The organism is Arthrobacter sp. DualSoilB13 (assembly GCF_055389195.1).
In genome coordinates this window covers 4,058,695-4,077,644 of sequence record NZ_AP035865.1, presented here as the reverse complement: position 1 = coordinate 4,077,644, position 18,950 = coordinate 4,058,695, and the positions used below count along the sequence as shown (strand labels likewise).

Below are 18,950 nucleotides of genomic sequence, written 5' to 3'. Positions count from 1 at the left end.
CTGGTTGCTAGAGAACGAATGTCACGTGTCCGCCGAAGTATGGGTCCTGGGCCACGGGCCTTGGACCCTGGGCCCTGAAACACGGGCGCGGTTCGTAGGAGGTCCTGTGCGGTCATGATCAGGTCACGGTTCGCGTGCGGAGCGCCGGTCCCGGGTTGCAGGTCGAAAGCAGCGAAGGCGCGGCAGTGATCGGAACTCACAGGCCACAGATAGCCAGTAGGGAGTGCGGGGCAGGCAGCTGCACGGGCGGCCCAAGCGCCACCATGAGCGTTGAGCACACGTTCCTGTATCGCTCTTTGCCCATCGCGCCCTGCCGCTCCTCGGGTTCTGCCGCCCCTCGCGCCCTGCCGCCCCTCGGGTTCTGCCGCCCCTCGGGTTCTGCCGCCCCTCGGGTCAGGCCCCGCGCACCCGTTTTCAGGCAATCCCGTTCAGGCAGTCCCGTTCAGGCAGTCCCATTGAGCCTATTCAGACAGACCCGCGTGGGGTTGTTGTGGGTTGGGTTTATGTTCGTTGGGGTGTGTGGTGGTGGTTGCGTCGGGGTTTTTGGTGGGGGTCGATGTGGGGTGGGGGGATGAACCAGGGGGCGCCGGTTGTCATGTCGATGCGCCATTGTTCTTTGTGGATGATGTGGTGGTGGTGGCTGCAGAGCAGGGTGCCGTTGTCTGTGCCTGTGGTGCCGCCGTGGGACCAGTAGGTGGTGTGGTGGGCTTCGCACCAGGGTGCGGGCATGGTGCAGTCGGGGAAGGTGCAGCCTTGGTCGCGGGCGGTGATGGCTTTGCGGATGTGGGGTGGGAAGATCCGGGTGGTGCGGCCGATGTCCAGGATTCGGGAGTCGCTGCCGAGTAGGACGGGGATGATGTCGGCGTCGCAGGCGATTTTGCGGATGGTGGTGGGGTGGATCGGGCCCAGGAACGTCGCTGTCCCTGTGCTGGGCCGGTACCGCGGAGCGCCGGTGCCGGGTTGGTTGGGCGTGTTTGGCTGGTTCGGGGCCGTGGCGGAGCCGCTGGATTGGTCGGCTTGGCGGGTTGTTCTATTTTGGGCTGCGTGGCCGGGCCCGGTGAGCTGGGTGAAGAGGTCGCGGTGGTCGATGGTGACAGTGAGTTGGGGTCGGAGTCCGCCGTTGGAGGGCAGCTTGCCGGTGCTCATCGCGACACTGCACGCACCGACGAGGCCGTCGAGGAGTTTCTGGGCCCTCGAACGCCGGTCCAGGTCCGGGCCGTCAGCGGTGTCCTTACCAGCTGAGTCTGTGGAAGCCGGGCTGAAGACTGCTGATGCGTGCACGGGTGATGCCTGCGGTGTTGATGCGTGCACGGGTGATGCGTGTGGTCCGTGACCGTGCGAGGTTTCGTTGGTTCGTCCGTGACCGGCACCGGTAATGGGGGAGCTGGCGGGTGCTGTGTCGGGTGGTGCGGTGGTGAGGCGTGGGTTGGTGGCGGTGTTCATGGTGGTGGTGAGGGTTTCGTATTGTTCGTCGGTGGCGAAGATTTCGATGTGGTGGAGTCCGTAGCGGCGTCGGCGGCGTAGGAACGCGCCTTGGTGTTGGCGGAGGATTTCTTCGGTGGGTTCGGGGCCGTCGTGGTCTATCAGGTCGGTCCAGCGTCGGGCCATTTTGGTGACGAAGTCCGGGTCGGTTTCGATGGCGGTGGTGGTGAGGGCGTGTTCCATCCGGGTGAGCATTTCTTCATCGGCGAGGTGCCGGACTTTGTCCAGGGCGGTGCTGATGATCGACGCCGAGCGTGAGGGCAGCTCTCCGGAGGCGAGGGCGTCGGCGAGGGCTTCGCGGCGGGCCGGGACGTCCTGGCCGGTCATCCCGGTGTGGGGGAGGACCTCGGTGGCGAGGGCGAGCCTGCGCCGGGCTTCAGCGATACCGATCCGCAACCGGGCCCGAAGGAACTCCGCCGTGTTCCGGTACCCATCATCCACGACGCTGGCAGGAGCTGTGACCTTCGAATCCGGGACGTGTTCGGTCCAGCCGGTCCGCCATTCCGGTGCGGCCGCTGACGCCCCCGGCCGAGCTTGCAGTGCTTGCTTCCGGGACCGTTCCACCGCCTGCGCAGCAACAACTTGCAAGTACTCCACGTTTCGGGAGATCTCCTCGACCCTGCCCGCGAAATCAGCCGCCTCAACAAACCCCAACAACCGCACCTCATCGGCCGCTATTGATCGCAGCGCATCAGTTGCGGCAGCACCCTCAAGGAGCGCGGCCTCCAGGACCGCCGCACCGGCCACCGCGGACACCGCGGACAACCCAGCCGCTGGTTCTTCTGTCAGGGTGGATTCCCCGCGCCCGGACGACTGCTCGAGCAACAACGGGGGCACTTCTTCCGGCCCTGGTTCCCCAAGCCCATGCAACGATTCGAATCCAAGAAGCAGCCCAGCGTTCCAAGAGGGATCAGCGGCGGGTCCTGCCGCCGTCGAGGGCTTGCGCACCGATGGCCGGGGCATGTCCAAGGAAGCTGGGAAGCCAATTCCGGGCACCTCACTGGCACCGGGGGAGCCGTCCCGCCGCGCCACGACCTGCCCAATGCCTTCCATAACCCAACCCTGTCACGAAGGCTTTACCACCATCAGACCCAATCGACGCTATGTGGAAAACCCCACCCAACTGCCAAATGCCAACGCCCGGCGCGAGCGTCTTTTAGCAGGGCTAATCCTTGCACTGGGCCTAACCGACGAGCCCGGTTTGGTGGTGGACGACGGCCTGATCGACTTTCCGGTGGAATCGCATTCCGGCCGCGCCTCCCACGATCGCGCCGGGGAGAGGGACGATTAGGGCGATGGCGAGTCCAACGATGCCGCTGGCGGTCATGAGGCTTCCGTCGACGGGAATCTGCGGGGCGCCGTTAAGATTGCCGAGAATATCGAACTGGCTTCCAGCCACCGCTGCGAGAATCGCCACGATGATGGCGATGATGATGCCCCAAAGCCACACGGCGAGTCCTTGCTTCACGCCGTCGAAACGCGCCATCCGGCCAGCGACGTACCCTCCGCAGTAGTAAGCAAGAAACAAGACGACCGCCAGCACGATTCCACTCACAATGCCTAGGGTTTCCGCGTTCTGCCGGGCTTGCTCCGCCGCTTGTTGGGTCTCGGATGGATTTGCCGCTCCTACTCCTACGCCTATGGCCGTGGCCAAGGCGCTTAGCAGGACGGTCATCCCGATGGCGGTTAACCAGCCGAAGAATGCCGAACCCCACTTGATTCCGCCGAAGCGTTCCTTCTCCGCGGCAACGACGTCGTTCCTACGGCCCTGAGGGGTGCTTGATCCTGCGTCATTTTCATATGCCATGTCAGCTCCTAAGCCGGCTCCCTGAACTCGGGTTAATCAAGAAAACACCACGCCCTGCAGGAAAGCAAGGATGCTTACTAATTGCTGTGCCTCATTCATCGGCGTCAGTCGGGCCAAGAATATGCACGCGCACGTGCCCAGGAGTCGACTTCTGCCAAACCGCGCGTGCCAAACCGCGCTGGACTCCATCCCACCCTTGGCGCCAGGGTTCCCAAATATAGGGATCCGTGCCTGTTGCGTGGGAGAATTTGAAGCATGGAAGCCACCACCGCAGGAGCTCGCACGCTTGAACGCGGACTCAGCCTGATCGACCATGTAGCGGCAGGCAACCATCGGCTCGAGGACATTACCAAAGCCTCGGGACTCAGTCGCTCGGCCACCCATAGGATGCTGACCTCACTTGTTGGAGCAAGGTACCTGAGCCAGGCCGAAGACCGAAGCTACCACCTTGGCGTGAAGCTGCTGGAGCTGGGCACTCAAGCCCAAACCAGCATCGACTTGCCAGGGGCCGTGCAGCAGATCTTGTCCGACATCGCCCGGATTACCCTGGACGCCACCCACTTGGGAATACTCTCCGGGGATGAAGTGGTGTACCTGGCCAAGGCCCGTGGTCACCGTGGGTTCGAGATGACCTCCTACCCCGGCGTCCGCCGACGGGCTCAAACCACTGCACTGGGCAAGGTGCTGCTGGCCGAGAAGGACGAGTCGGAGGCGATCAAGGCCTTTAACCACACCTTCACTCCCACGCCGCTTTCCATTAGGACGGCCGAAGACTTCCTGGATGCGCTGCACCGGGCGAAGCACAATGGTTACGCCATGGATGATCAGGAGAACGAACTCGGGATCACGTGCCTGGCCATCGGGATACCCGATTTGAGCGGTGTCATGGCTGCCGCCGTGTCAGTCTCGGCCCCCAGCGTCCACATGACCCCTGAGCGCATCCAGTCCCTTGTTGTGTTGCTTCAGAAGTTCCAGCCGGAGCTCACCAGTTGCCTTCCTCCCGGATTCGAAAGGGCTTGGATCTAGCCCCGGCAGACCCAGCCCTTCCGACCCGACGGCGGCTACCGCCTCACGGGTTCTGAGGCGTCCAATAGTTCGAGTTCGTGCCGTTGTGGCATGCCTTCCCAGTCGCCGGGGACGAGGCAGGCGAAGGCGCCTGTTCGTACTGCGGTGTGGAGCCGGTCCTGGATGGGGGCTCCGGCTAGGAGGTCGGAGATGTAGCCGGCTACGAAGGCGTCTCCTGCGCCGACGGTGTCCACAGCGTTGATGCGCACTGCTTCCTGGCGGTATTCAGCGTGGTCGATCACACCGACGCAACCGGCTGGGCCGTTTTTGATGATCACTTGGTGGGGGCCCAACGCGGCGATTTTGTGGGCGAGCTGGAGTGAGTCCGCTCCGGGCCCTACTGCGATTTCGGCTTCGTCGTCGCCGGCGAAAACAAGATCTGCTTGTTCGATGAAGCGCCGGAAGACCGGCCCGGCTTCCTCTTCTGTCCAGAGGGCTGCGCGGTAGTTCAGGTCGAACGAGACGGTCACCCCGGCTTCGCGGGCCACGGTTACTGCGTGCAGCGCGGCTTGATGCGCTGTTGCGGAGAGGCCGGGTGTGATGCCGGTCAGGTGCAGGAGTTTCGCGTTTTGGATGGCGTCGACGGGGACGTCTTCCGGTGCCAGGCGTGAGCCGGCGCTGGCGGTGCGGTAGTACCAGACTTTCAGGTGTTCCTGGGTTCGGCGTTCCTTGATCATCAGGCCTGTGGGGGCGTGGGGGTCGCGGATGCCGAGTGTGGTGATGCCTTCGGCGGCCACTTCCCGGAGTACGAGGTCTCCGAGGCTGTCCTGCCCGACGCGCCCGAGCCAGGTCACGCTGGTGCCGAGGCGTTGCAGGGCGATGGCGAAGTTGGTTTCGGCCCCGCCCATGCCCAGCCCCAGTGACCCGGCATGTGCCAGGGGGCCCGGCGTTACGGCTTTCATGAGGGCCATGGTTTCGCCCATGGTCACCACGTCCGTGTATGTCCCGTTACTGCAGCTCATGTGGCTGTCCTCGCGTCCACGGCCTCAGCCACGAGCTTGCTGAGTTTTTCGGCGCGTGCGGTGAGTTCGGTCAGGTTCCCGCCGGTGAAGGCGTCGCGCAGCAGTGGGCCGCCGAGGCTCACGGCCAGGGCGCCGGCCGCGATCCAGGCCGGCGCGTCCTCGATCCCGATGCCGCCGGAGGGAACGATCCGCATTTGTGGGAAGGGTCCGCGGAGTTGGCTGATGTAGCCGGGTCCGACCGTGGAGGCGGGGAAGAGCTTCACGGCGGTGGCGCCGGCTTCCCAGCCGGCGAGTAGTTCGGTGGGTGTCAGGCCACCCGGGAACACCGGAATGTTACGTTCGACGGCGGCGCTCACCACTGCGGTGACCGTTGCGGGGGTGACAAGGTAGTCCGCGCCTACCTCGAGTGCCTGCTTGGCGTGGTCCACGGTGGTGATGGTGCCGACGCCGATTTCGGCGTCCGTACCGAAGCGTTCCTTAAGCCGGGGCAGTTCGGCGAACACGCCCTCGGTGCTCAGTGTCAGCTCAATGGACCGGACCCCGCCGCGGATCAGTGCCTCGATCACGGGGGCGTACTCGCGGGCGTGGTGTGCCCGCATGACGGCCACCACAGGATGGGCTGTCAGGATCGCCGAGGGGGCCGGGCGTGCCGGGCTGTGAGAGTTGTTCATCGGGCCAGCCACCCGCCGTCCACGGGCAGGACGATGCCGTGGATGTAGTCCGCGGCCGGGGAGGCCAGGAACACCACCGCGCCGGCGAGGTCGTTCCCTGTTCCCCAGCGGGCTGCCGGGATCCTGGTGGAGATTTGTTCGTTCCGCACGGTGTCGGCCAAGAGTGCCTCGTTCATGTCCGTGGCGATGTAACCGGGCGCGACGGCGTTGACGTTCACCCCGTGCGGGGCCCATTCGTTGCAGAGGGCTTTGGTCAGTTGGGCTACCGCTCCCTTGGATGCTGCGTAGGCCGGGACCCGTAAGCCGCCCTGGAAGGACAGCAGGGATGCGAGGTTGATGATTTTGCCGTGCCCGCGTTCGACCATGGGCTTGCCGAAGCCTTGGCAAAGCTGGAACACGGCCCGGGTATTGATGTTCATGACCGCGTCGAAGTCTTCCAACGGGAACTCCACGGAATCATGGCGGATCTGCGTGCCGGCGTTGTTGACCAGGATGTCGATCCGGTGCCTGCCCAGCGTCGTTTCGATGCCATGGGTGACGGAGTCCTGGCTGGACAGGTCGATGGCCACGGCCTCGGCCCTCACGCCGGCTTCTGCCGCGGCTGCTGCCAGTTCCGGGGCGAGCGGGCCGCGTTGGAGCGCGACAATGTTCGCGCCCGCCCGGACCAATCCCAACCCGATGCCCAGGCCGATGCCGCGGGAAGCTCCGGTGATGGCCGCCGTCGAGCCGGTCAGGTCAAAAGGCGCCCGCAGCGCCACGGTCTCAGTGGTGCCGGTGTCAGTTCCCGTTGTGTCTTTCATGCTTCTTCCTTGCCGGGGGCCGCTGCCGCCGTGGCGGTGGCGGGGCCCACGAATACTTTGAGGACCGCCCCGGCGGTCATGGCTTTGGTAAACGCGGCCAGCGTTTGATCGAGGGGGAAGACCTCCACGGGGATGCGTCCGAGCCCGAGATTGCCGCCCTCGATCAGTTCCACGGCGCGTTCGACGTCCGCCCGCGTGTAGACGCGGACACCCACCACCGTGTTCTCTGCAAAGGTCAAGGCTTGCAGGTCCACCTCGACGGGTTTCTTGTACACACCCACCAAGACGATGGTGCCCAGCACCCGGACAGCTTTAGGCAACAGTGCCGCCACGGAGGGGTGGGCTGCGGAATCGAACACGATGTCCGCGCCGTCCCCACCCGTAGCGTCCAGAACGGCTGCCACGGGGTCGGAGCCGGTAGGGACGGTGTCAAAGCCCAGCTCCTCGGCCACCTTGCGGCGCTCTTCCGAGGGCTCGGAAATCAGCACGCTGCCGGCCCCTTCATGCCGGGCGACCAAGGCGGTGAGGATGCCGATAGGACCGGCACCGAACACCACCACCCGCTCCCCGCCGCGAAGCCCGGACCGGGACACCGCATGCACCGCCACCGCCAGGGGCTCAGCCAACGCAGCTTCCTGGACCGGAACCCCGGAGCTAATGGGGATGAGTGTTTCCGCCGGCAAAGCAACGTACTCTGCCAGGGACCCGGCGACGTCAATCCCGTACAGCTTCAGGCTCCGGCACACATGCGTGTCACCCTGGCGGCACGGGTGGCAGTTCCCGCAATGAATCAGCGGCTCCACGATCACCCGTGTTCCCACTGCCGGACCCCCCGGGGCTGCGACCTCTACGATTCCCGTGATCTCATGACCCATCACCACCGGCGCTTCGGCCCGGGGGTGGCTGCCATGAAGGATGGAAAAGTCCGTCCCGCAAATACCAGTGAGCTCTGACCGGACCAATGCCCAACCTTCCGGCACCTCGGGGAGCGGAATGGTCCGGTATGCGATGGTGTCCGGACCGGTCCAGACGGCTGCGCCCATGGTCAGTGACGTGGTTTCAGCTGCAGTTTCGATGCTCATGCGGACACGCTCCCCATCAACACCTCAATGTTAAGGATGTTCCGCGGTGTGCGGCCGGCGCACACCTCCACCACATTCTCCACCGTGCGTCGCTTGAGTTCCGCGTAGGATTCCTCGCTGTACCAAGCCGCATGGGGCGTGAGGACCGCGTTGTCCAGCTCGAGCAACGGACTGGTCCTGGGCAACGGTTCGACTTCGAAGACGTCCAGGCCGGCAGCATGCAGACGACCGTCCGTGAGGGCTGCTGCCACGGCCTCGGTATCCACCACTCCGCCGCGGCAAGTGTTGACGAGCACAGCGCCCGGCTTCACCCGGTCCAGGACGTCACCGTTGATCAGGTGATGGGTGTGCTGGTTGAGCGGCACATGGAGGGAGATCACATCAGCACCGGCAATGAGTTCCTCGAAGCTCACCACAGTGATCCCGTCCTCCGTGACATCCCCGGGAGCCAGCAGCGGATCCGAACCAATGACCTGGTAACCGAGTCCCTTTGCTTTCCGGCCCGTGGCTGCACCAATCAGGCCCAAACCCACCACCCCGAACACGCGCTCACTGATCCGGTGCAACGGCTGAACCGGCCCCAGCGAATATTCGCCGCGGCGCACGCCACGGTCCAGCTGCGTAATCCCGCGGGCCAGGCTCACAGCCAACGCGATCGCGTGATCGCTGACGTCTTCGGTGCCGTAGTCGGGAACGTTACAGACGGCGACGCCGCGCGCAGTGGCAGCTGCGACGTCGAGCGTGTCAACCCCGACGCCGTAACGGCCTATCGCTTTCAGGCCCGGCAACGCGTCCAAAACCTTGGCGGAAATAGGCGCGTACTGCACAACGATCGCATCCGCGCCCGCAGCAGCATCGATGACCTCGTCCTCGGTCCGGCACTGAGCCAACACCAGCTCAACGCCGGCAGCCCGGGCGACAGCACGCTCAATATCGATCGAATCATGATCACAGTCAGTGATGACTATTTTGGTGGGATGAGTGGGGGTGGTGGATTGCGGCATTACTTGGCGTCCTCTTCAAGGAGAAGGTCGCGGTCGACCGTCTCCGGGGATTTGATGGTTGTGAACAGGCTGATCCCCATGATGGCCATCATGTAGATGGCAACCGGGACCCAGGATCCGCTAAAGGCAGTAACCAATGCGGAACAGATCAGCGGGGCTATGCCGCCGCCGAAAACGGAGGAGAACTCGCGGCCAAGTGCCACGCCGGCGTAGCGGTAGCGTGCGCCGAAGAGCTCAGGGAAGTATGCGGATTGGACGCCTACGGATCCCTGGGCGGCAAAGATGAAGCCCAGGACGATGACCAGCGAAATCAGGAACAGGTTGCCGGTATTGATCAGCAGGAAGGCCGGGACGGGGAAGATGAAGAGGAACGTGGTGACCACCAAGTACATGGACCGGCGACCGAATCTGTCCGAGAGGTTGCCAAAAACGTAAGCGGACACGCACGCGAACAGGGCGCCCACCAGCAGGACCTTCGGTATGAACGTCGCGTCGATCTTGAGTTGGCTGATGAGGTAGGAACCCAGGAACACCTGGAACAGGTAGGAGTGGGCGTTGGCGCCGACGTTCATGAAGAACACTCGGAAAAGGTTCTTGCGGCCGTTCTTGACCACATCTGCCACCGGGGTGTCCTTCTTGCCGATAGCGCCTTCTTCCTGAAGTTCCTGGAAGACCGGGGACTCTTTGAGCTTTCGGCGGATGACGTAGGCAGCGATCGTCACGAAAATGGAGGAGAAGAAGACCAGTCGCCATCCGTAGGACTCCAGGGCTTCCTTGGGCATCATTTGGACCAGAATCCACACCACAGCTCCAAGCGCCGTGCCGGCCGCGGCCCCTACGAAGACGAGTGAGGCGTACTTGCCGCGCGTGCCCTTGGGAGCGGTTTCCGCAATCAGGACCACGCCGCCGGCCTGCTCAGCACCGGCGCCGAAGCCTTGAAGGAACCTGCAGGCAACCAGCAGCGCTGGTGCCCAGAGCCCGGCTTGCTCGTATGTGGGAAGAAGCCCGATGGCGAAAGTGGCGATGCCCATGAGGAAAAGGGTGGCCACCAGCACCCACTTGCGGCCCAACTTGTCGCCGTATTTGGAGAAGAAGAGTCCGCCCAGGGGCCGCGCGCCGAAGCCCACGGCGTAGGCTCCGAACGCTGCGAGGATGCCGATTGCGGGTTCTACGTTGGGGAAGAAGATCGTGTTGAAGATGATCGCGGAGGCGGTTCCGTAGATCACGAAGTCGTACTGCTCCAAGGCAGTTCCGATCAGTCCGGCCCATGCGGCGCGGCGGACGTTCTTCACCTCGGATGGGGTGCCGGTACCTGGCCGGCGGGCATTCTGAACAACGCTGTTCTCAGTCAATCTTGTCTCCAAGCGAGTGATGGCTAGAGGTTGTAGCCGTGTGAGTAGGGATGCGGATTTCTTGATTCCGATTATAGGGATGGCATCCCGAAAACCGCTGGAGATAAATGTAGCTTATGTTCCTGATCCGTGAAAGCGATTTCTATCAAAGGCCCGACGGCGGGGCCCACTTCCGGGCGAAGGTTGTGAGGCCCGCTCTGCACCCTAAGAACCCACTTAAGTGCGCAGAGCGGGCCTCACAACGCCGGCATCAAGCTATCTCTGGCCACCCAAGGATGGGACCATAGTCATATGGGCGAACAAGAGAATGTGCAGCCCGCCGAGGGCGTAGCAACATACAGTGTGGCGTCAGAAGAACGGGGAGATCCTACAACGCAGCAGATGCGGACCGTCGGCCAGCGTCGCCGCGAAGCCGAACGCAAGCTGGACCTTCACTTGGAGGAAGCCAGCCATAAGGACGGAACGTCTGTCACCGAAGGCGAGGGCCATTCCGAAGGGTAGAGCCGCTGGCTCGCTCTGGATGTTTGGATTGATGGAGCGGCGTGTCACTGCTGTGGGCTTCGCCCTGGTGGAGTTGAAGCGCGCTGTGGATCAGCGGGAAGTGGCTGAATGCCTGCGGTGTGTTTCCGAGGTGCCGTTGCGTCCGAGGATCCCACTCCTCGCTGAGCAGGCCCACATCGTTGCGCAGGCTGAGTAGTCGCTCAAAGAGCTCGGTCGCCTCGCCGGTGCGGCCGATTCCCAGCAGCGCGTCCACCAACCAAAACGAGCACGCCAGAAAGACACCTTCGTCGCCCGGGAGTCCGTCGTGTCCGGACTGGGTGCGGTAACGCAGGACCAAGCCGTCATCGCTAAGTCCCTTCTGGATGGCATCCACGGTCCCGGCAACCCGCGGGTGCCGGTGCGGCAGGAAACCCACCCGTGGAATGAGGAGCAGGCTCGCGTCCAATTCCGTACTGCCGTAGGACTGGACGAAGGTGTTGAGTTTTTCGTCGAAGCCTTTGGTCATGACGTCAGCGTGGATCTCGCTGCGAAGCGCCGCCCACCTGTCAGCCGGGCCGGGCAAGCCGGATGTACGCACCGCCTTGACCATGCGGTCCGCAGCCACCCAGGCCATCACCTTGGAATGGGTGAAGTGCCGGCGCGGTCCGCGCATCTCCCACAGCCCGTTGTCGGGCTGGTTCCATGCACCCTCCAGGTACTCCATCAACGCCACCTGGATGTCCCATGACGTGTCCACCGTGCCCTGAGGAGAAGCAGCCCGGGTCAGTGAGAGACCATCCAGTACCTCGCCCCACACGTCCAACTGAAGCTGCGGGGCAGCGGCATTTCCGGTACGGACCGGCTGTGAACCTTCGTAACCGGAGAGCCAGGGAATGTCCGCCTCCGGAAGTCTCCTGGCGCCGTCGAGCCCATACACAATCTGAAGCTCTGAAGGGTCGCCGGCGATAGCGCGCAGCAGCCAATCCCGCCACGCGCCGGCTTCCTCCGTGTAGCCCGCAGCGAGCAGCGACTGCAAGGTCAGCGTGGCGTCGCGCAGCCAGCAGTACCGGTAGTCCCAGTTCCGCGGCCCGCCCAATTGCTCGGGCAAGGACGTAGTTGCGGCGGCCACAATCCCACCGGTAGGTGCGTACGTCAGGGCTTTAAGGGTGATCAGGGACCGTTCCACCGGCTCCTTGTATTTGCCGGACATCTCACTGCGGCCAATCCATTCAAGCCAAAACTTCTCCGTTCCGGAAACGGCACGGAAGGGATCAATCCGCCGGGGCTCCCGTTCGTGGCTTGGCGCCCATCGCAGCACGAACGGAACGCGGTCGCCTGCTTTCACCGTGAATTCGCTGTAGGTGCGCTTGTCCCGGCCCTCCAGGGTGACCGGGGTGGTGAGGTAGGCCGAGTCGGGGCCGGCCACCGCGCTGATGCCGTGCTCGCTATGCCGGACCCACGGCACCACCCGGCCGTAGTCGAAGCGCAGAACCAACTCCATTTTCATGGTTACCTCGCCGGACAGCCCCTCGACGATCCGCACCAGATCCACGGCGTCGTCGCGGACGGGCATGAAATCGATCACCCGGACCGAGCCGCCGTCAACTTCCCACTCCGTTTCCAGGATCAACGTGTCCTCGCGGTACTGGCGTCGCGTGCTGTTTCCCCCGTCGGGTGTCCCGGCGGGGGCGAGGAGCCAGCGGCCAGCGTCGGGATTGTGCAATAGTGCAGCAAAGCACGCCGGGGAGTCGAAGCGCGGCAGGCACATCCAGTCGATGGAGCCGCTGCGCCCCACCAAGGCAGCCGTGTTCAGGTCCCCGATGATGGCATAGTCCTCGATCCTGGCCATGAACTCAACTCCCTCGCTTCGGCGTCGTCAGCTATGCCCGAACCGTACCCCGCGCGCCTGAGTGCCTCCAATGAGACTCGCGCGTCCTGCCGGAGGGCTTTTATTCGGTGCCGGCTTTCAACCGTTGGAGTCCGTCCAGGATGAGGTCGAGGCCGAACATGAACTCGTCGCCAAAGTCGTATCCGGGTTTGAGGACATGCTCGACGGCGATCTCCACCATGCGCGGATACTCACCTGTGGAGAAGCGCTCCATGATGGGTTTGGTGATTTCCGCTGCAGTGTCGCGGCCTTCGAACGGCAGGGCAGCTTCCTGGACGGCGAATCCGTAGATGTAGCTGTCCAGTAGGGCATAAGCGTGGGCCGTCAGTTGCACAGAGAACCCCGCACTCCGCAAAGTGTCGAGTGTCGCTTCATGGTGCCGGAGTGTGGCCGGTCCCGGGGCGGACCGGCTTTCCACCAGCCCGACTGCCCAGGGGTGCCGCTTTAGTGCCGCTCGCACTCCCGTTGCCCGCCGCTGCATCTCTTCGCGCCAATCGCCGTCGGACGCCGGAAGGTCGATTTCGCTGAAGACCATGTCCACGATTCCGTCCAGGATTTCGTCCTTGTTGGCTACGTAGTAGTAGAGCGACATGGGTTTGGTTCCCATGCTGTGAGCAAGCGTGCGGATGGTCAACGCAGCGAGCCCGGATTCGTCCGCGAGCGCGACGGCGCACTCCAGGACGCGTTCCCGGCTCAGGGGGAGGCGCTGGGCTGCTGCGGTCACGGGATCTCCCTCGGCTTGGAACGGGTTCATGGCGGTTTGGTGCTGGTGGTCTAGGTCCTGGACCTTCAGTACCTCTAGATCTTTAGCACCCCTAGACCTTTAGTACAGTGTACGGTAACGTCTTTGGTACAGCGTACGAAATTGCTGAAACAACCCCGTAACCCATCAACGCACACCCTGAGAGGTCCGGCCATGACCACTGGTCAGCAAGCCAAGGAATCACGTCATCACAAGCGGCGGTCCATGCCGGGCCCGTTCATGAGGGCCATTGTTCAGGAGGGTTACGGTTCCGCCGACGTCCTGCGCGAGGCTCAGGTCCCGCGCCCCGCCATAGGTGAGAATGAAGTGCTGGTGAAGGTTCAGGCCGCCGGGTTGGATCGCGGGACATGGCACATCACCAGCGGTTTGCCGTATGCGCTGCGCCCGGTCTACGGTTTCCGCGCTCCGAGGCATCCCGTTCCCGGGCTGGACCTCGCCGGTACCGTTGAGGCGGTGGGTTCACAAGTGACGCGGTTTGTTGTGGGTGACCATGTCTTCGGGTCGGGGAAGGGAACCTTCGCTGAGTACGCCGCTGCCGGTGAAAATCATCTTGCGCACAAGCCCTCGGGTATTAGCTTCGAGCAGGCCGCTGCGGTGCCGGTTTCAGCCTGCACTGCCCTGATTGCGCTGCGCGCCGGCGGTATTGATCCGATGAAGGCCTCGATGCCAAAGGAAAAGGCGGCGGCATCCAGGGAGCTCAGCGTACTGATCACCGGCGCCTCCGGAGGCGTGGGCAGCTACGCGGTGCAGCTCGCCAAGGCTGCAGGCGCCCGGGTCACCGGCGTTGCCAGCACCGCCAAGCTGGACTTGGTCCGAACCCTCGGCGCAGACCACGTCATCGACTACACCACGGAGGATTTTGCTGATGGCGCGGAACGCTACGACGTCATCATCGACATCGCAGGCAACCCGTCCGTTGCCCGACTTCGGCGGTCACTCACCCCTGCCGGTACTGCCGTGATCACCGGTGGCGAGGAAGGCGGCTCGTGGACGGGGAGCATGGACCGCCAATTGCGGGCAGTGGCACTCTCCCCGTTCATCAAGCAGCGGCTCACCATGATAGTGGGAACCCAGACGGCTGGGGATCTGGAACACCTTGCGGAGCTCTTGGACGCAGGAACCATCACTCCTGCAATAGACCGAACGTTTCCGCTGGCGCAGGTCCCCGAGGCCATGCGTTATTTCGACGCCGGTAAAGCCCGCGGGAAGGTGGTCATCACCATCTAAGCCACGCAGGGTAAGCCACGCAGGCGAGGGCAATGTGCTCGGCTGAACATGCCCTAGCCCGGAGCTCCCGTCGCGTGCTACCACTGACCCTAGGAACAAACCCTTGAGGAGAAGCCGTGGCCGAAGACCTACCTGTCCTTGTTGTTGGTGCTACGGGTTTCCTGGGTGGCCAAGTGGTGGACGAGCTTCTCAAGCGTGGCAAGAAAGTCCGCGCTTTGGTGAGACCGAAGTCCAATGCGGCCAAGCTTGTTGCCAAGGGTGTTGAGATTGCCCGCGGGGATATGCTGGACACCGCCTCCTTGATCACTGCGATGACCGGTGTTTCGGCGGCGATCTCGACGGCGGCCGGCTATACGCGCAATGACAAGAACGCCACAGCGATCGACACTTTCGGCAACAACAACCTGGCTGTCGCGGCGAAGCACGCCCGGGTGCCGCGCTTCGTGCTCATCAGCATCGTCACGTGCGACCAGACTCCCCAGATTCCCCATTTCTGGAACAAGAAGAAGGCCGAGGACACTTTCGAAGATCTCGGTGTTCCCTTTGTGGCCCTCAGGCCCGGCGCGTTCTTCGACCAAGCGGTGGGGATGGGCGGGGATCCCTTCGCGAAGGGCCGCTTCGTGTGGCTCGGGTCCAAGGATGCCCGGCTCACTTTCGTCCTGGCCAGTGACGTCGCCGCGTACCTTGCGGAGGCGGTGGACGCGGACGTTGTTGAGGGTGAGCGGATTGACATCGGGTGGAGCCGGCCGGTGAGTATTCATGAAGCGGCGGAGCTGGCTGGCCGTCGGGCGGGAAAGCAGATCAAGGTGATGTCCGTACCCGCCGGTGCCATAGCGGGACTCGGTAAAGTGACCGCGAAAGTCCTGCCGTTGGTGGGCGATATGGCAAGCATGGTGGCGTGGTTCGAGACCGGCAGGTACGTTGCGGACATCAGCCGCCAGGAGCAGGTATTTGGTCCAGCGCCGACTCCCGAGGATGCAATCGGCAGGGTGGCGGAACGCTACGGTCATTAATCAACGCCGATGAACGCGGCGTGGCGATGACTGGCCGGAGCTCTTGTTCGTAAGTATCCTGATGACACAGATTTGACGCAGGCCCTGACTGCGCCAAAACAATATGAGGAGCACGTTATGAGAATTGGTTCTTCCATTGCACTGATTGCCATCGGAGCTATTCTGGCTTTCGCGCTCGCCCCCGGAATCATCCCCTTCCTCGACCAAGTCCTGGTCGGCTACATTTTGATCGGGGTCGGCATCATCGGCCTCATCATCTCCATCGCCATGTCCAACAGGACCCGCCGCACTGTTGTTGAACGCCGCGGCGATCCCCACACGGTTGTCGAGCGGCGCCCCGAGGTCTAGCAGCCGCAACTTATCGAAGAAGCGCACGACGGCGGGAGGCCGCCGTCGTGCGCTGTTGTGCGTCCGGACCCGAAGGGCCAGTCGCCCGGAGGGCCCGGCGGCGACAGTTCAGGGTGCGCCTGTGGTCAAGCCGTTCGGAGACCATCTTGGCCGGAGCCGAATTCAGATAGCCAAGCCGATGCGGGGTATGTCAGCGCCATCTCCCTAGCGGCGTAGGCTGCTGCCATGGAGAAGTCATTCGACATTGAACTGGTCAATCACAACGAGTACTTGGTGCGGTGGGCCTCGGAAGGCCAAACCGGGGAGTCCCTGGTCCACAACAACCCGGATTTCCTGGCTGAGGCGGGCCTGGACGTCTTTGAGGAGCAGCGTGTTGTTGAAGAAACCACGACGTATCTGGCCGAACATCAACCCGTGATCGATTTCCCGCAGACCGTTGACCTGGAAGAGATTGCTGCCGCCTATTCGGACTACACGGAGCAACTGAGGGCCCGGCTCGACGCCCGATAGCTGCTTCAAGCCTGCGTCTTGGTCCCCGATGCAGCGACTGGTATACGGGGGTCCCGGCTGGGGTTGACGGCTTAGGGCTGGACGTCGGCCGTGACGCGCTCGCCGTTGAAGTACTCCAGCTGCCAGCCGTCGGTCACATGGTGGTGGGCCAGGTTGAGCACAGCGTTCTGCACGCTGCTCAGGGTGCGGCCGATCGCTTGGCTCAAGGTCAGCCGAATCAGGGTGCCGTGTGCAACCACCAGGACGCGTTTGCCGGCGAATTCTTCAGCTAGTGATTCCAAGGCGGCAATGCCGCGGTCAGCAGCGGCCTGGTCTGTTTCGCCTCCACGGAAGCCGCCCGGGATGCGCAATGCCTCCAGCTCGGGCCCTGCCTGGAGTCCTTCGGCGGGACCGAAACTGCGCTCGGTGAGCTCCGGAACCAGCCGGGCAACTTTGAGTCCCAGGCCGTCGGCGATGATCCGGGCAGTTTCGGCGGCACGGCTCAGTGGCGAGGACACTACGGTGTCCCATGCCTGGTCTGAGAGGAAGTCGACGGCGTCGCGCGCCTGTCCGCGGCCGACGTCGTTGAGCGGGATGTCAGTGGCCCCCTGCAACCTGCGCTCCGCGTTCCAGTCGGTTTGGCCGTGGCGGACGAGGGCGAAAGTTGTGAGGGTCATGCTTTCCATTGTGCCCTGCAGGCGCGCCGCTCCGCAGTTTCCTCCGTCACGTAGGGACGTTACGTCACGTGAGGAAGCGCCCGACGGCGGGAGGTCGCCGTCGGGCGTTCTGCTGCGGTTAGTGCCGCCCGGCCCGATCTCCGCCGGATTCACCCAGGTCCATGCTGAGTCCCGGGTGGCGGTGGACCGGCTCCGGATCGCGCCATAGCCGGGCAATTGCGTCTTAGCATTACCCATCCGGCTGCTTAATCAGTATCCTGATTACTTATCTGGTAAACCGGATGATGCTGTGTGGGCTGTTTGCCTGGGCCGCACGTGGCTGAAGCAGACGGCCGCGCGGCCATCGTGAAAGTTTGAATGACGGCATTGCGTGGTGACGCTAGGACAGTGGTTGGGTCCGCGGCTCCAGGTCGGCCTGAAGGACGTGACATTCGTGGGCAACAACTACGAGGCCGTGGACCCCCATCTCCCCGCCTCAGCCGCAACTGCAGGAACAGACGTTGCAGGTGCCGCTGAAACACTTGACGGCCGCTACCAGCTGGGACCCGTTCTGGGCAGAGGCGCCATGTCAGCCGTGTACCAGGCGACGGACCTGCTGCTCGGCCGCGACGTGGCCATCAAAATTTTCCTGCCCGGTTCCGGCGACGAATCGTTCCGGGCCCGCCAGGAAAACGAAATGCGGCTCCTGGCCGCCTTCGACCACCCGGGGCTGGTGGCTGCCTTCGACGCCGGAGTCGACACGCGCAATGACGAAGAACGTGCCTATCTGGTGATGGAACTTGCTGAGGGCAGGGATTTGCGCGCCGTGCTCACTGACGGGCCGCTGACCGTTCCCGAGACCGCGCGGATCGGCATCCGGCTGGCCGGGGCACTCTCCCAGGTCCATCAACACGGCGTTATCCACCGCGACATCAAGCCGGCCAATATTTTGGTATCCGACGACGACGGCCTGGCGCAGACCGTCAAGCTGGCAGACTTTGGCGTCGCTCTGGTCATGAACGACAACAGGCTCACCGCAACCGGCTTCACCGTGGGGACCGCCCAGTACCTTAGCCCCGAGCAGGCTCAAGGCCTGGGCCTGACTCCCGCGAGCGACATCTACTCGCTGGGCTTGGTACTGCTCGAATGCCTCACCGGCAGGGCCGAGTACCCGGGCACCCCCATTGAGACAGCATCAGCGCGCCTCCACCGGGCACCGCAGGTTCCGTTGGAATTGCCGGCTCCGCTGCGGGAGTTGCTCGAAGCAATGACAGACATGGATCCGGGGAAGCGCCCCACTGCGCAGCACGTGGAGCAGGCGCTCGCCGAGGAAGGGATACAGGCCGGGCGAAGGACCGCCGTGCTGCCGCAGGTTCCGAGCCGGCCGCCTCTGCGGGCAGTCACCCGGAAGCAGGCCACAGTTACCGGCATTAGGGACTTCAGCAAACGGCGACCCAAGACCGTCCGTGGCGTGGCCGCGGCAGCGGTGACCATTCCGCTGGCCCTGCTGATTCTCTCTCAGGGTTTCGCGCCCGCAAGCAACACTGCCGATCCCTCCCAGCCTTCGGACACAGGCGTTTCGCAGGCGGAGCCGCAGCCAGCTGCGCCGGTGGTGCCCGCCATCCCTGTTGCGCCATCGCCTGCTGATGCCCAGCCTGCCGACGCCGGTAGCGGCGACGCCGGAAGTGCTGACGTCCAGCCCGCTGACGTCGTCAATCTTCAGGAGCCCGCCCAGAATCCTGCGCCAGTGCAAGCGCCGGCGCCCGCAGCGGTGCCGGGCCCGGACATTGCCAAGGAAAAGAGCAACGGAAAGAGCGAGAAAAAGTCTGAAAAGGCCAAAGGACCCGGCGAGGGTAAGTAG

Annotated in this window: 18 protein-coding genes; 7 read left to right on the top strand and 11 right to left on the bottom strand. The window is 63.8% G+C overall.

Going from position 1 to position 18,950, the window contains the following annotated elements; all coding sequences use genetic code 11:
• Positions 1–501 precede the first annotated feature (501 nt).
• Together ACZ5J0_RS18830 and ACZ5J0_RS18825 are read right to left on the bottom strand one after the other, a co-directional pair.
• Entirely contained in the window at positions 502–2,535 is a 2,034-nt protein-coding gene (locus ACZ5J0_RS18830; RefSeq protein WP_464093785.1) for an HNH endonuclease signature motif containing protein, read from the bottom strand.
• 130 nt (positions 2,536–2,665) lie between these two features.
• On the bottom strand, positions 2,666–3,289 hold the full coding sequence (locus tag ACZ5J0_RS18825; protein WP_464093784.1) for a hypothetical protein: 624 nt from the start codon (positions 3,287–3,289) through the stop codon (positions 2,666–2,668).
• A 255-nt stretch (positions 3,290–3,544) separates the two neighbouring features.
• Between ACZ5J0_RS18825 and ACZ5J0_RS18820 the strand changes: the two genes are divergently transcribed.
• Entirely contained in the window at positions 3,545–4,315 is a 771-nt protein-coding gene (locus ACZ5J0_RS18820) for an IclR family transcriptional regulator (RefSeq protein WP_166842540.1), read from the top strand.
• Positions 4,316–4,350: 35 nt separating this feature from the next.
• On the opposite strand, the gene ACZ5J0_RS18815 is transcribed toward ACZ5J0_RS18820, so the two are convergent.
• The 6 genes from ACZ5J0_RS18815 to ACZ5J0_RS18790 are packed head-to-tail and all read right to left on the bottom strand — an operon-like array spanning position 4,351 to position 10,225.
• Positions 4,351–5,316 (bottom strand): sugar kinase, encoded by a 966-nt coding sequence (locus tag ACZ5J0_RS18815; RefSeq protein ID WP_464093783.1) that lies wholly within the window; start codon positions 5,314–5,316, stop codon positions 4,351–4,353.
• Positions 5,313–5,987 (bottom strand): bifunctional 4-hydroxy-2-oxoglutarate aldolase/2-dehydro-3-deoxy-phosphogluconate aldolase, encoded by a 675-nt coding sequence (locus ACZ5J0_RS18810; RefSeq protein ID WP_464093782.1) that lies wholly within the window; start codon positions 5,985–5,987, stop codon positions 5,313–5,315. The genes ACZ5J0_RS18815 and ACZ5J0_RS18810 overlap by 4 nt, the downstream gene beginning before the upstream one ends.
• Positions 5,984–6,787 carry an SDR family oxidoreductase gene (locus tag ACZ5J0_RS18805; RefSeq protein ID WP_142937498.1) on the bottom strand — a complete coding sequence of 268 codons (804 nt, stop codon included), beginning with the start codon at positions 6,785–6,787 and terminating at the stop codon, positions 5,984–5,986. The genes ACZ5J0_RS18810 and ACZ5J0_RS18805 overlap by 4 nt, the downstream gene beginning before the upstream one ends.
• The gene (locus tag ACZ5J0_RS18800; RefSeq protein WP_464093781.1) at positions 6,784–7,869 is read right to left on the bottom strand and encodes a zinc-dependent alcohol dehydrogenase; all 1,086 of its coding nucleotides are present in this window, start codon (positions 7,867–7,869) and stop codon (positions 6,784–6,786) included. The genes ACZ5J0_RS18805 and ACZ5J0_RS18800 overlap by 4 nt, the downstream gene beginning before the upstream one ends.
• Positions 7,866–8,873 (bottom strand): C-terminal binding protein, encoded by a 1,008-nt coding sequence (locus ACZ5J0_RS18795; RefSeq protein WP_464093780.1) that lies wholly within the window; start codon positions 8,871–8,873, stop codon positions 7,866–7,868. The genes ACZ5J0_RS18800 and ACZ5J0_RS18795 overlap by 4 nt, the downstream gene beginning before the upstream one ends.
• On the bottom strand, positions 8,873–10,225 hold the full coding sequence (locus ACZ5J0_RS18790; RefSeq protein ID WP_464093779.1) for an MFS transporter: 1,353 nt from the start codon (positions 10,223–10,225) through the stop codon (positions 8,873–8,875). Before ACZ5J0_RS18790 ends, ACZ5J0_RS18795 begins: the two co-directional genes overlap by 1 nt.
• Before the next feature lie 291 nt (positions 10,226–10,516).
• On the opposite strand from ACZ5J0_RS18790, the gene ACZ5J0_RS18785 reads away from it, so the two are divergent.
• Positions 10,517–10,726 carry a hypothetical protein gene (locus tag ACZ5J0_RS18785; protein ID WP_142937502.1) on the top strand — a complete coding sequence of 70 codons (210 nt, stop codon included), beginning with the start codon at positions 10,517–10,519 and terminating at the stop codon, positions 10,724–10,726.
• Here ACZ5J0_RS18785 and ACZ5J0_RS18780 read toward each other — a convergent pair.
• Together ACZ5J0_RS18780 and ACZ5J0_RS18775 are read right to left on the bottom strand one after the other, a co-directional pair.
• Positions 10,695–12,554 (bottom strand): glycoside hydrolase family 15 protein, encoded by a 1,860-nt coding sequence (locus ACZ5J0_RS18780; protein WP_464093778.1) that lies wholly within the window; start codon positions 12,552–12,554, stop codon positions 10,695–10,697. The two genes, ACZ5J0_RS18785 and ACZ5J0_RS18780, sit on opposite strands and share 32 nt — an antisense overlap.
• A gap of 100 nt (positions 12,555–12,654) precedes the next feature.
• On the bottom strand, positions 12,655–13,347 hold the full coding sequence (locus ACZ5J0_RS18775) for a TetR/AcrR family transcriptional regulator (protein WP_142937504.1): 693 nt from the start codon (positions 13,345–13,347) through the stop codon (positions 12,655–12,657).
• Between the two features lie 162 nt (positions 13,348–13,509).
• Between ACZ5J0_RS18775 and ACZ5J0_RS18770 the strand changes: the two genes are divergently transcribed.
• The 4 genes from ACZ5J0_RS18770 to ACZ5J0_RS18755 all read left to right on the top strand — a co-directional run bounded on the left by ACZ5J0_RS18770 (position 13,510) and on the right by ACZ5J0_RS18755 (position 16,454).
• Positions 13,510–14,583: an NAD(P)-dependent alcohol dehydrogenase gene (locus ACZ5J0_RS18770; protein ID WP_464093777.1), complete on the top strand. Its 1,074-nt coding sequence runs from the start codon at positions 13,510–13,512 to the stop codon at positions 14,581–14,583.
• Positions 14,584–14,699: 116 nt separating this feature from the next.
• Positions 14,700–15,596: an SDR family oxidoreductase gene (locus ACZ5J0_RS18765; protein ID WP_166842529.1), complete on the top strand. Its 897-nt coding sequence runs from the start codon at positions 14,700–14,702 to the stop codon at positions 15,594–15,596.
• Between the two features lie 117 nt (positions 15,597–15,713).
• Positions 15,714–15,944 (top strand): DUF6458 family protein, encoded by a 231-nt coding sequence (locus ACZ5J0_RS18760; protein WP_043470828.1) that lies wholly within the window; start codon positions 15,714–15,716, stop codon positions 15,942–15,944.
• A gap of 225 nt (positions 15,945–16,169) precedes the next feature.
• The gene (locus tag ACZ5J0_RS18755; protein ID WP_464093776.1) at positions 16,170–16,454 is read left to right on the top strand and encodes a hypothetical protein; all 285 of its coding nucleotides are present in this window, start codon (positions 16,170–16,172) and stop codon (positions 16,452–16,454) included.
• 71 nt (positions 16,455–16,525) lie between these two features.
• Here ACZ5J0_RS18755 and ACZ5J0_RS18750 read toward each other — a convergent pair whose 3' ends face one another.
• Positions 16,526–17,119 carry a histidine phosphatase family protein gene (locus ACZ5J0_RS18750; RefSeq protein WP_223942693.1) on the bottom strand — a complete coding sequence of 198 codons (594 nt, stop codon included), beginning with the start codon at positions 17,117–17,119 and terminating at the stop codon, positions 16,526–16,528.
• A gap of 364 nt (positions 17,120–17,483) precedes the next feature.
• Here ACZ5J0_RS18750 and ACZ5J0_RS18745 point away from each other — a divergent pair, with 364 nt between their 5' ends.
• Positions 17,484–18,950: a serine/threonine-protein kinase gene (locus tag ACZ5J0_RS18745; RefSeq protein WP_464093775.1), complete on the top strand. Its 1,467-nt coding sequence runs from the start codon at positions 17,484–17,486 to the stop codon at positions 18,948–18,950.

Excerpts from the sequence above, each read along its gene's own strand:
- ACZ5J0_RS18830 (WP_464093785.1), bottom strand. The coding sequence starts at position 2,535 with ATGGAAGGCATTGGGCAGGTCGTGGCGCGGCGGGACGGCTCCCCCGGT.
- ACZ5J0_RS18825 (WP_464093784.1), bottom strand. The coding sequence starts at position 3,289 with ATGGCATATGAAAATGACGCAGGATCAAGCACCCCTCAGGGCCGTAGG.
- ACZ5J0_RS18820 (WP_166842540.1), top strand. The coding sequence starts at position 3,545 with ATGGAAGCCACCACCGCAGGAGCTCGCACGCTTGAACGCGGACTCAGC.
- ACZ5J0_RS18815 (WP_464093783.1), bottom strand. The coding sequence starts at position 5,316 with ATGAGCTGCAGTAACGGGACATACACGGACGTGGTGACCATGGGCGAA.
- ACZ5J0_RS18810 (WP_464093782.1), bottom strand. The coding sequence starts at position 5,987 with ATGAACAACTCTCACAGCCCGGCACGCCCGGCCCCCTCGGCGATCCTG.
- ACZ5J0_RS18805 (WP_142937498.1), bottom strand. The coding sequence starts at position 6,787 with ATGAAAGACACAACGGGAACTGACACCGGCACCACTGAGACCGTGGCG.
- ACZ5J0_RS18800 (WP_464093781.1), bottom strand. The coding sequence starts at position 7,869 with ATGAGCATCGAAACTGCAGCTGAAACCACGTCACTGACCATGGGCGCA.
- ACZ5J0_RS18795 (WP_464093780.1), bottom strand. The coding sequence starts at position 8,873 with ATGCCGCAATCCACCACCCCCACTCATCCCACCAAAATAGTCATCACT.
- ACZ5J0_RS18785 (WP_142937502.1), top strand. The coding sequence starts at position 10,517 with ATGGGCGAACAAGAGAATGTGCAGCCCGCCGAGGGCGTAGCAACATAC.
- ACZ5J0_RS18780 (WP_464093778.1), bottom strand. The coding sequence starts at position 12,554 with ATGGCCAGGATCGAGGACTATGCCATCATCGGGGACCTGAACACGGCT.
- ACZ5J0_RS18775 (WP_142937504.1), bottom strand. The coding sequence starts at position 13,347 with ATGAACCCGTTCCAAGCCGAGGGAGATCCCGTGACCGCAGCAGCCCAG.
- ACZ5J0_RS18770 (WP_464093777.1), top strand. The coding sequence starts at position 13,510 with ATGACCACTGGTCAGCAAGCCAAGGAATCACGTCATCACAAGCGGCGG.
- ACZ5J0_RS18760 (WP_043470828.1), top strand. The coding sequence starts at position 15,714 with ATGAGAATTGGTTCTTCCATTGCACTGATTGCCATCGGAGCTATTCTG.
- ACZ5J0_RS18755 (WP_464093776.1), top strand. The coding sequence starts at position 16,170 with ATGGAGAAGTCATTCGACATTGAACTGGTCAATCACAACGAGTACTTG.
- ACZ5J0_RS18750 (WP_223942693.1), bottom strand. The coding sequence starts at position 17,119 with ATGGAAAGCATGACCCTCACAACTTTCGCCCTCGTCCGCCACGGCCAA.